The sequence below is a fragment of the Novosphingobium sp. Chol11 genome (assembly GCF_945870625.1).
In the GTDB taxonomy this organism is placed as follows: Bacteria; Pseudomonadota; Alphaproteobacteria; order Sphingomonadales; family Sphingomonadaceae; genus Novosphingobium.
Map to the genome: position 1 here is coordinate 1 of NZ_CAMBTS010000110.1, position 10,202 is coordinate 10,202.

Sequence of the window (10,202 nt, forward strand, 5' to 3'; positions counted from 1 at the left end):
CCTGGCCTGTGCGCAGCAGCTGGCGCGTGCGGGGCATTCGGTGACTGTGTTCGAAAAGTCGGACCGGATCGGCGGATTGCTGCGCTATGGCATCCCCGATTTCAAGATGGAAAAGCATCTGATCAACCGGCGCGTGATGCAGATGGAAGTCGAAGGCGTGCAGTTTCGCGTGAACACCGAAATCGGCGTGACCGTGTCGTTTGCCTCGCTGCAGGAAAACTATGATGCGGTGGTCTTGTCCGGCGGCGCGGAAAATCCGCGCGGCTTGGCAATTCCGGGGGCGGAACTGCCCGGCGTGCGCATGGCGATGGAATTCCTTTCCCAGCAAAACAAGCGCGTGGCGGGCGACGACGAAGTGCGCGCCGCGCCGCGCGGTTCGCTGATGGCGACAGGCAAGCATGTGCTGGTGATCGGCGGCGGCGATACCGGGTCCGACTGCGTGGGCACTTCGAACCGGCAAGGCGCGCTTTCGGTGACGCAGCTGGAAATCATGCCGCGCCCGCCGGAGAAAGAGAACAAGGCGCTGAACTGGCCGAACTGGCCGCTCAAGCTGCGCACCTCAACCAGCCACGAAGAAGGCGTAAGCCGCGAATTTGCCGTGCTGACCAAACGCGTGATCGGCGAGAACGATGTGACCGGGCTTGAATGCGTGCGCGTGGAATGGACCGGCGGGCAGATGCAGGAAGTGGCGGACAGCGCGTTCACCATTCAGGCGGACCTGATCCTGCTGGCGATGGGCTTTGTCGGGCCGAATCCGCAAGGGCTGCTTGAGCAGGCCGGGGTCGAGCTCGACGCGCGCGGCAACGTCAAAGGCACTGAGCGCGATTACAAGACCAGCGTGGAGAGCGTGTTCGCCTGCGGCGACATGCGGCGCGGGCAGAGCCTGGTGGTCTGGGCCATCCGCGAAGGCCGCCAATGCGCCCGCGCGGTGGACGAAGCCCTGATGGGGGTTAGCGAACTGCCGCGCTGAACAGATCGCCGCCGAAGCGATCGGGGGTCGGCGGGATCGACCAATTGATCGTGCCGCGCCCGCTGGCGCGCAGAAAATCGTTCGCCCGGCTGAAATGCCGACACCCGAAGAACCCGGTGCGCGCCGAAAGCGGGCTGGGATGCGGCGCGCGCAGCACCAGATGGCGGCTTGCGGCCAAGCCGGGCACGCGCGTGGCGGCGGCTTGCGCCTGGGCACCCCACAGCAGGAAGACGACCGGCGCCGGCAGCGCGGCCACGGCAGCCAGGGCGGCATCGGTAAGCGCCTCCCAGCCGCGATTGCGATGTGATCCGGCGCGGGCGGCCTCGACCGTGAGCACGGTGTTCAGCAGAAGCACGCCCTGGTCTGCCCAGCTTTCGAGATTGCCGTGTGCGGGAGCGGGCAGGCCAAGATCGGCCTCGGTCTCCTTGTAGATATTGCGCAGGCTGGGCGGCACGCGCACGCCGGGCGGCACCGAGAAGGCAAAGCCATGCGCCTGATCCGGGCCATGATACGGGTCTTGGCCGAGAATGACCACTTTGACGCGCTGCAACGGGGTGTGTGCGAGTGCAGCAAGTCGGCGTTCGCACGGCGGGAAGATCGCTTTGCCCGCCGCCGCTTCAGCTTCGAGGGCGAGGATCAAACCGCGCAGGGCCGCCGATTCGAGCACGGGTCGCAGCGCCGGATGCCACGTTTCAGGAATTGCGGGCATCATCAGCTGGTCCCCCGCACCCTTCGCCGCCACCAATCCGGACTTAGCCGCGGTCCGGTGTGGAGGGAATAGTGTTTGCATCGCACCTGCAGCATTTGCTAACGCGCCCATGCCGCATAGTGTTCGCCGGCAATAAGGATAGATGCATGAAAATCGCGATGGTGGGTTCGGGATACGTTGGGCTCGTCTCGGGCGCGTGCTTTGCCGATTTCGGGCATGAGGTGGTGTGCATCGACGAAGATGCAGCCAAGATCGAGCGGCTTCGCGAAGGCATCATGCCGATTTTCGAGCCAGGTCTGGCCGAACTGGTGGCGACCAATGTGCGCGGCGGACGGCTATCCTTCTCGACCACGCTGGCCGAATCGATTGAAGGCGCGCAGGCCATCTTCATTGCCGTAGGCACGCCTTCGCGGCGCGGCGATGGCCACGCGGACCTTAGCTATGTCTATGCCGTGGCACAGGAAATCGCCGATGCCCTGACCTCGCCCGCAGTCGTGGTGACGAAATCGACCGTGCCAGTGGGCACCGGCGACGAGGTGGAGCGGATCATCCGCGACAGCGGCACGCCCATCCAGTTTGCGGTGGTTTCGAACCCTGAGTTTCTGCGCGAAGGCGCGGCCATTCCCGATTTCAAGCGGCCGGACCGGATCGTGATCGGGGCCGAAGACGACTGGGCGCGCGGCGTGATGACCGAAGTCTATCGTCCGCTATTCCTCAACAAGGCACCGCTGCTGTTTACCAGCCGCCGCAGCTCCGAACTGATCAAGTATGCCGCCAACGCGTTCCTCGCGACCAAGATCACCTTCATCAACGAGATGGCCGATCTTTGCGAAAAGGTTGGCAGCGATGTGCAGGATGTGGCGCGCGGGATCGGGCTGGACAACAGGATCGGCAGCAAGTTCCTGCACGCCGGCCCCGGCTATGGCGGCAGCTGCTTCCCCAAGGACACGCTTGCGCTGCTCAAGACCGCCGAGGATTACGGCAGCCCGGTGCGGCTGGTTGAGGCGGTGGTGCGCGTGAACGAGAGCCGCAAGCGCGCGATGGGCCGCAAGGTGATCGAGGCGCTGACCGAATCGGCCGCTGGCGAAGCGCGCGGGCGCAAGGTTGCGCTGCTCGGCCTCACCTTCAAGCCCAATACCGACGACATGCGCGATGCGCCGTCGCTGGCCATTGTTCAGACGTTGATCGATGGCGGCGCGGAAGTTGTGGCGTATGATCCCGAAGGCATGGATCTGGCCGCCGCGATGATGCCCCAAGTGCACATGGCAAAGAGCGCTTACGAGGCCGTGACCGGCGCGGATGCGATGGTGCTGGTAACCGAGTGGGACGCGTTTCGCGGGCTCGATCTGGAACGGGTCGGCCAGCTGATGCGCCAGCGGGTGCTGGTGGATCTGCGCAATGTCTATGATCCGAGCGAAGCGCGCGCAGCAGGCTTTCACTACAGCAGCGTGGGCCGCTCCTGATCCGCGACCCCGGCGTGCAAGTCCGCTTGCCGCCGGACGGTCGAGCGCCTAAGCGAAGCCATGGCTGTTTATCTTCATGAGGAAGACCTTCCTGCGGGCGCGCTTGGCCCCGGAACGGTCGCTGTCGACACCGAGACCCTGGGGCTCGTCACCACGCGTGACCGGCTATGCCTGCTCCAGATTTCGGATGGGAGCGGCGATGAACACCTGGTGCGGTTTGGCCCGGACCGGCGCTATGATGCGCCGAATCTGCGCGCCGTGCTGGCCGATCCGGCGCGGACCAAGCTGTATCACTTTGCGCGTTTTGATCTGGCGGCGATCCACCACTATCTGGGCGTGATGGCCGCCCCGGTGTTCTGCACCAAGATCGCCTCAAAGCTGGTGCGCACGTATACCGATCGCCACGGGCTCAAAGATCTGGTGCGCGAGCTTCTGGGCAAGGAAATCTCCAAGCAGCAGCAATCGAGCGATTGGGGCGCGCCCAGCCTCTCTGATGCGCAGCAGGATTATGCGGCATCCGATGTCCGCTATCTGCACGCGATGCATGCGATTCTGGTGGAGCGGCTGGCGCGCGAGGACCGCACTGAATTGGCGGCGGCATGCTTCGACTTTTTGCCGACCCGTGCCTTGCTCGATATTGCCGGATGGGCCGAGCGCGACATTTTCAGCCACGAATGAGCATGAGAGCCGCATCTTGACCGTTCTGGCCGATCAGAACCGGACACGGCGGCAGCGGTTCGCCGCGCCGGGCGGCGCGCACGACAAGCTCGTGCATGTGCTTTCGGTGGTGCTGCCTGCCTCGATTGGGGCGCTGCTGGCGGTCATGATCCTCGCCCCGCTATCACCGCGCGGCGAGATCAGCTTTCTGCTCGACCGCAACAAGGTTGCGATATTGCAGGATCGCTTGCGCTTGATGACGGCGCAATATCGCGGACAGGATGATCGCGGGCGCAATTTTTCGGTCAATGCCGGCAGCGCGGTGCAGCATTCCGCGCGCGAGGATGTGGTGCAGCTGCAAGACATCACCGCACGGGTCATGCTGAACGATGGCCCGGCGATCCTGACAACGGATGCCGGGGCTTATGATTTTGGCCGCCAGTTCATTGCGGTCGCGGGGCTGGTGAATTTCGAGACATCGGATGGCTACCGCATGGTGACGCGCGGGGCATCGATCGACATGGGCAAACAGCGGCTGACCAGCACCGGCAAGGTAGAGGGCCGCATTCCGGCGGGTACCTTTGCCGCCGACCGGATCACAGCCGATCTGGAGGCGCGCACGGTCGCGCTCGATGGCCATGCGCGGCTCCGGATGGAGCCGGGCAAGATGAAAATGCCATGACCCGGTATCGCCGCAATCTTTTGTCCGCCCGCGCCTGGCGCGCTGGGGCCACCGGCTTTGCCGGGGCGACCATGGTGCTGGCCGGTGCGCAGCACTTGCGCGCGCAGGCGATTGCTGCGCTGAACAGCCAGGCCCCGGTGAACTACGCCGCCGACCGGATCGAGCTGCAGGACAAGCAGAAGCGGGTGGTTCTGTCGGGCACTGTCGACATCACGCAGGAAGATCTGCGCATGCGCGCGGCGCGCACGACGGTCGCGTATACCGATGATGGCGCGCTGCGCATCCAGCGGATCGACGCGACCGGCGGCGTGATCGTGACCCGGCGCGGCGAGCGAGCTAGCGGCGATGTGGCGGTTTACGATTTCAATCGCAAACTCATCACCATGCTGGGCAGCGTATCGCTGCTGCGCGGAACCGACACTTTGCGCGGTGGGCGGCTGGTGATCGATCTCAATTCCGGGATATCCAGCGTCGATGGCCGTTCTGGCGGCGCGGCGAGTTCGGGGCAGGCGGCAGGCGGCCGGGTGAGCGGATCGTTCAGCGTCCCCAAGTCTTAGGATACCTGAGCAGCTCTCGCCAACGTTCTTGCATGCTTGCGGTCGGTTTTGGTGCTTGAGCAGGTGTAGGTTGCGATCAAGACGGCGTGCCTTGACTGAAAGCCGCGCAAACTTGTACTGATACCGGGCGTGCTCGCCACTGGTGTCCCCGCCACTGGAACACCGATGCCCGCAGGTTTGTGCGCAGGGCGTTGGCAGACCTTGAAACTAGGCGCGATGCGCAGATGGCAAAGGACAGCTGAAATGAGCACCGACGTTTTCGATCTGGCCGGCAAGCGGGTGTTTGTTGCCGGGCATCGCGGCATGGTGGGCTCTGCCTTGGTTCGGCGGCTGGCGCAGGAGCAGTGCACCTTGCTGACCGCATCGCGCGCGCAAGCCGACCTTCGCGACCAGGCCGCCGTGTTTCGCTGGTTTGCGCAGGAGCGGCCCGAGGTGGTGGTGCTGGCTGCAGCAAAAGTGGGCGGAATTCTGGCTAACGACACTTATCCCGCAGATTTTCTTTACGATAACCTGATGATCGAGGCCAATGTGATCGAGGCCGCGCGCCTGCATGGCACCGCCAAGCTGCTGTTCCTGGGTTCGTCGTGCATCTACCCCAAGTTTGCCGACCAGCCGATTGCCGAGGAGGCACTGCTGACCGGGCCGCTTGAGCCGACCAACGAATGGTATGCCGTGGCCAAGATTGCCGGGATCAAACTGTGCCAAGCCTATCGCCGCCAGCACGGCTGCGACTTCATTTCGGTGATGCCGCCCAATCTCTATGGCCCGGGCGACAATTACGATCTGGCATCAAGCCATGTCCTGCCGGCGCTGATCCGCAAGGCGCATGAGGCCAAGCTGGCCGGCGCCAGCGCCATCACCATCTGGGGCACGGGCACGCCCCTGCGCGAATTCCTCCATGTCGACGATCTGGCGGACGCCTGCGTGTTCCTGCTGCAGGCCTATTCCGATGCCATGCCGATCAATGTCGGCGCGGGCGAGGATATTTCCATCGGCGCGCTGACCGATCTGGTCTGCGAGATCGTGGGCTTTGCCGGCGCCGTCGAGCGCGATCCGACCAAGCCCGACGGCACCCCGCGCAAGCTGCTCGACGCGCGGCGGATGGCGGCGCTGGGCTGGACGCCCCGAATCGGGTTGCGCGACGGGATTGCTGTCGCCTATCAAAGTTTTGTGGAGGGCAGGGCGTGATGGCCTGAAATCGAAGGGGAGAAGGCCATGCTTCTTCTGGCTGATGCACCTGCGACGTTGGGCCCGGCTGCTGCGGGCCTCCCGACGGGTTCAGGTGACGCTTTTCGAATAAGTCTCACTCCGGCAGGCTAATTGCCCCCGAACCAGTTTGTTCCGCAACCGCAAGTCGTCAGTGTCGAGTGTATGCAGGGCTGAATTTTCGGTGGGGCTATCCCCGGCCATACATAAACTAGGTTCATCTCAATCGGCTTTGACGTCGGAGTTTTGGCATAACAAGATTTTCAGAATTGGGATTGAATAAAAAGTTATAACAGTACATCGCCTACTGATCTGCAAAAATATCATTTAAAACAATATTTATTATTTGCTTTACTATTGGGGATAAGATTTAAATGGTTTCATATGCTAAACAGACTTATGACAGCCCGAACCCAATCGTTCGGTATGCTCATCGAACCCGATACAAGATTTCTTTGGACCTTGCCAAAAAGCTGCTTCCGGTATCGGGAAAATTCATCGACTTTGGTGCAGGGAACGGCGCATTCCTGCACAGATTCAGTCAGATTCGTCCAGATGCTGATCTGACCGGCATTGAGCCTTACATGTCGATTGATTATCCCGACGTTCGCAGGGTGCCCGATTTGGGGAGTGTTGAGCCTGCTTCAGTGGATCTTGTCTCTGCATTTGAAGTGCTTGAGCACTTGGGAGATGACGATCTTGCCCGGTTTTTTGACAATGCCAGACGAGCGCTTCGACCGGGCGGGCATCTGCTGGTTACAGTCCCGATCATGTATGGCCTTACTTTGCCGATCAAGGAAGTCTCACGTTCGCTGTTGCATCGCCGTTTCAGTGATCACAGTTTGATGGAAATCGCGAAAGGAACTGCGGGGCTGCAAGTTGCGCGGGCGCATGATCGTCGGCCAAGTCATAAGGGATTTGATTTCCGGGATCTCGAGAAGCAAATTTCCGAGAAATTCAAGATCGAAATCAAGAACTTCAGTCCGTTCGCTTCATTGCCGTGGTACCTGAATTCTCAAGCGATATACATCGCATCGTAGATCGAGGGGGTCTGTTTCTTTTTCTGAAATCTGCCTCTAGGGGGCTGATTTGAAAGGCGGCTGCTGTTGAATCGCAGAACATTTCTTTCGCGCGGGGCGGTGCTTGTGACCATGGGCACGAGCGCGGGGGACTGTGTGCCGCTTGATGATGCCGCCCTGAACCCCTGCGAAAATGGGGCTTGCCCTGGCGAGGATGCAACTGCTGCGCTTCAGCTATGCCATGACATCTGCGTGCGCAACGGAGGCGGGCGTATCGTTATAGATCGGCCGCTGCTCTGTACGTCGGTGACCGAAAGGGGCGGTCTCTGGACGACACTCGAGTTCTGGGGTGATGATATCACGCTCCAGTTTCAAGGTGAGGGCTCGCTGGAGTTCCCGCGCGGTGACTTACAGAACTATCGCCCCATGATTGTAGGCGGCATGGCCAAGCTCGGCAGTCAGGCGCGCAAGATTACGACGCAGCGCTGCGTCGATGCAGTGGTCCATCCGATCGAAGGGCCATTGCAGGCGGGTGCGAGCGTGGTTCCCCTCGCCGATACCAGGCATTACCGCGCGGGGGACATTGTCTATCTGCGCACGGGCCAGCTCCTCAGTAAGCTCCAGACCGAGCCGGACGCAGAACTCGCCAAAGTACGCGCGGTGCGCGATAGCGCGCTGGAATTGGAGGGGCCGCTGGCCAAGCCTTACCAGCAGGAATTCGACTTGTCCGACGGCAGGACATCCCCAAGAGCTCACGGTTCGCCGGCCCCGTACGGTATTGTGAATGTTTCGGACCGGGTGACGCGGAACTTCACCATGATCAACCCGGTCATCCGGGCTTCGGGCGCGCTGCAGCTCCTGTCGATATGGTCGGTATGGGGCTTTCGCTCGGACGGCGGCACGCTCACCTTCGGCAACAACGGTGTCGGTTCGCGCGATTCACGGTTCGTGCATTGGAACACGCCGCTCGTGCATACGGGCCGGGTGCCGGGCTCCTACGCGCTTGCGCCCTCGACCGGGTGTTCTGACTGGGACGTGGTATGGGACGTGCGCAGCCCGACGTTCACGTTCCTGCATATCCATGAAGGGGTGGCGCGCTCACGCTTCCGGGGACGGCTGCGTCTGGGCGGCGAGGGTGGCAAGGGGCCTGGCCTATCGATTGCGGCCCGAGCTTATGACATCGATATCCAGAAGCTTGACATTGATACGGGCAATTCGGATCAGGCGGCAATAATTGTGCGCGATGACGTGATGGGCGGGGTTCACTTCCATGATCTGTCGGTGCGCAATCGTTCAACCATTGGGTCGGCGATCCGGATCGATACACCGCAAGGTGTGACTTTTTCCAAACCTCCGGTCTTCCCCGGGGCCAACCGTGTTCTCAAAACCGCCATTCGGAAAGTCTGAGCTGACATGTTTGTCCTGATCGCGCTGATGTGCATGTCCGGTGTGTACTTGCTGATGGTCAGGGTCGGCAAGACAGTGCCCGGCGCGCAAATGGGTTTGGAGAATCCATTGTTCGTGCCAATTCTCTGGGTTCTTTTCCAAATGACGGACTTCATTTATTTGTATTATGACAATAGTCCTAGCTTGCGCGGAGTTTATTTTACGGGCGAAAACAGAGATATTGTATATGGACTTCTGGTTTTCACTTTGGCAATAATAGCACTGTTGAGCGGTATTGGTTACGGACTATCAGTTTTTTCAAAGAATTCTAAAGAGATCGTTAATAGGGCAATATTTACTCGTGACGCAGCAAAAATAGCACTTCCATTTAGTTTGACAATAGTTTCACTAAATATTTTTCTTTTTATCCAACTTATCGTAAGTAATTCAGAGAATTTTTCCGAAATCAGTGCGCTGAAGGCTAAGACCGCAAGCGATTTTCCGATTCTATCCGTCCTGACTTGGATGTCTGTATTGTCGGTAGGCTATCTCGTCTCCACATCGACGCGGAGCAAGACCGTGCTCCTGGCCTACCTCATCCCCGCTATGGCCTTGTCCTGGGGCACCGGTTCGCGCATCCACTTGATCATACTGGCGATCTTTGCCTTGCAGGCGTTCAGGCGGCGCAATGTTTCGATCCCGGTTGGCTGGGCACCGATCATCGCGCCTCTGGCGATCATCTTTCTGACGCTTTTGCGATCGGTCCGCGCGGGCTCTGGGGGCATCACCAACTTCTTCTATGATCGGGGCGGGGTGCTGCCGAGCCTGTACGGCAGCGACGAGGTGGCCACAGCAGAAACCATAACGTTTGGCCTGAAGAACCTGTCCCAGGCCTTCATGTACCGTTGGCCCGGGGAAGGCATCGCCGGACTTTTGATCACCTACCTGCCGCGCGAATATATCCAGTGGAAGCCTTTTCCGGCTTCGAGTCAGTTCACGCAATGGCTCTCTCCGGGCATCTGGGAAGCCAGTCGCAGCCAGTTCACTATCGGCGGCGTTATGGAAGCCTGCATGGAGTTTGGCGTAGTCGGAGCCTTGCTGTACCTGTTCGTGATTGGCTTCGGCTTTGCTTACCTATTGTGCCGCGCTGCCCGCAGTCCCAGTTTGCAGGCTTTTTTCTACGCAAGTCTGTCGATTTTTCTATTTCTGGTCCTGCGTACCGACATGCAAACCAGCGGGGTGTTTGTCCTGCCCTTGATCTTGACCGTGAGCGCGATAGCTCTGTTGCGCCAGACGACAAGGAAAACACGAAGAGCAAGGATTCATCCCGGTCGTTTTCAGGCAGCGAACCCTCAATATCTTCCGAACGGGGCAAGACAGCGATAGGCGGCTTAGAGCGTTTTTCACAGCCGCTGAATCGCGAGGGATTCCAGCGGCGGTGAAATTCTGATTCATCCTGCTGGCTGGGCAGGAGGCCAGCATGGATGGCCAGAGCCTTATCTCAGGATTTGCGGGATCGTGTCGTTGCGGCGACGGACGATGGCATGAGTTGC

10 protein-coding genes are annotated in these 10,202 nt (G+C 60.6%); 9 read left to right on the forward strand and 1 reads right to left on the reverse strand.

Annotated elements, in window-relative coordinates:
- A partial coding sequence (locus tag Q0O40_RS13765) for a glutamate synthase subunit beta (protein WP_295530970.1) occupies positions 1-970 on the forward strand: 970 nt, incomplete at its 5' end.
- Here Q0O40_RS13765 and Q0O40_RS13770 read toward each other — a convergent pair.
- Positions 951-1,682, reverse strand: coding sequence for a uracil-DNA glycosylase (locus Q0O40_RS13770; RefSeq protein ID WP_295530973.1), 732 nt, complete (start codon positions 1,680-1,682; stop codon positions 951-953). The two genes, Q0O40_RS13765 and Q0O40_RS13770, sit on opposite strands and share 20 nt — an antisense overlap.
- Before the next feature lie 143 nt (positions 1,683-1,825).
- Here Q0O40_RS13770 and Q0O40_RS13775 point away from each other — a divergent pair, with 143 nt between their 5' ends.
- The 8 genes from Q0O40_RS13775 (at position 1,826) to Q0O40_RS13810 (ending at position 10,035) form a co-directional block, all read left to right on the forward strand.
- Positions 1,826-3,142, forward strand: coding sequence for a UDP-glucose/GDP-mannose dehydrogenase family protein (locus Q0O40_RS13775; RefSeq protein WP_295530975.1), 1,317 nt, complete (start codon positions 1,826-1,828; stop codon positions 3,140-3,142).
- A gap of 60 nt (positions 3,143-3,202) precedes the next feature.
- Positions 3,203-3,820, forward strand: a complete 618-nt coding sequence (locus Q0O40_RS13780) for a ribonuclease D (protein ID WP_295530978.1) — start codon at positions 3,203-3,205, stop codon at positions 3,818-3,820.
- Positions 3,821-3,836: 16 nt separating this feature from the next.
- Positions 3,837-4,481 (forward strand): LPS export ABC transporter periplasmic protein LptC, encoded by a 645-nt coding sequence (locus tag Q0O40_RS13785; RefSeq protein WP_295530981.1) that lies wholly within the window; start codon positions 3,837-3,839, stop codon positions 4,479-4,481.
- Positions 4,478-5,038, forward strand: coding sequence for an LptA/OstA family protein (locus Q0O40_RS13790; RefSeq protein WP_295530984.1), 561 nt, complete (start codon positions 4,478-4,480; stop codon positions 5,036-5,038). Before Q0O40_RS13785 ends, Q0O40_RS13790 begins: the two co-directional genes overlap by 4 nt.
- A gap of 243 nt (positions 5,039-5,281) precedes the next feature.
- Positions 5,282-6,226 carry a GDP-L-fucose synthase gene (locus tag Q0O40_RS13795; RefSeq protein ID WP_295530986.1) on the forward strand — a complete coding sequence of 315 codons (945 nt, stop codon included), beginning with the start codon at positions 5,282-5,284 and terminating at the stop codon, positions 6,224-6,226.
- A 392-nt stretch (positions 6,227-6,618) separates the two neighbouring features.
- Positions 6,619-7,284 (forward strand): bifunctional 2-polyprenyl-6-hydroxyphenol methylase/3-demethylubiquinol 3-O-methyltransferase UbiG, encoded by a 666-nt coding sequence (locus Q0O40_RS13800; protein ID WP_295530988.1) that lies wholly within the window; start codon positions 6,619-6,621, stop codon positions 7,282-7,284.
- Between the two features lie 105 nt (positions 7,285-7,389).
- A complete protein-coding gene (locus Q0O40_RS13805; protein WP_295530991.1) occupies positions 7,390-8,670 on the forward strand; it encodes a hypothetical protein in 1,281 nt (426 codons plus the stop codon).
- A gap of 6 nt (positions 8,671-8,676) precedes the next feature.
- Entirely contained in the window at positions 8,677-10,035 is a 1,359-nt protein-coding gene (locus Q0O40_RS13810) for a hypothetical protein (protein WP_295530993.1), read from the forward strand.
- Positions 10,036-10,202 lie beyond the last annotated feature (167 nt).

Excerpts from the sequence above, each read along its gene's own strand:
- Q0O40_RS13795 (WP_295530986.1), top strand. The coding sequence starts at position 5,282 with ATGAGCACCGACGTTTTCGATCTGGCCGGCAAGCGGGTGTTTGTTGCC.
- Q0O40_RS13780 (WP_295530978.1), top strand. The coding sequence starts at position 3,203 with ATGGCTGTTTATCTTCATGAGGAAGACCTTCCTGCGGGCGCGCTTGGC.
- Q0O40_RS13800 (WP_295530988.1), top strand. The coding sequence starts at position 6,619 with ATGGTTTCATATGCTAAACAGACTTATGACAGCCCGAACCCAATCGTT.
- Q0O40_RS13775 (WP_295530975.1), top strand. The coding sequence starts at position 1,826 with ATGAAAATCGCGATGGTGGGTTCGGGATACGTTGGGCTCGTCTCGGGC.
- Q0O40_RS13790 (WP_295530984.1), top strand. The coding sequence starts at position 4,478 with ATGACCCGGTATCGCCGCAATCTTTTGTCCGCCCGCGCCTGGCGCGCT.
- Q0O40_RS13810 (WP_295530993.1), top strand. The coding sequence starts at position 8,677 with ATGTTTGTCCTGATCGCGCTGATGTGCATGTCCGGTGTGTACTTGCTG.
- Q0O40_RS13770 (WP_295530973.1), bottom strand. The coding sequence starts at position 1,682 with ATGATGCCCGCAATTCCTGAAACGTGGCATCCGGCGCTGCGACCCGTG.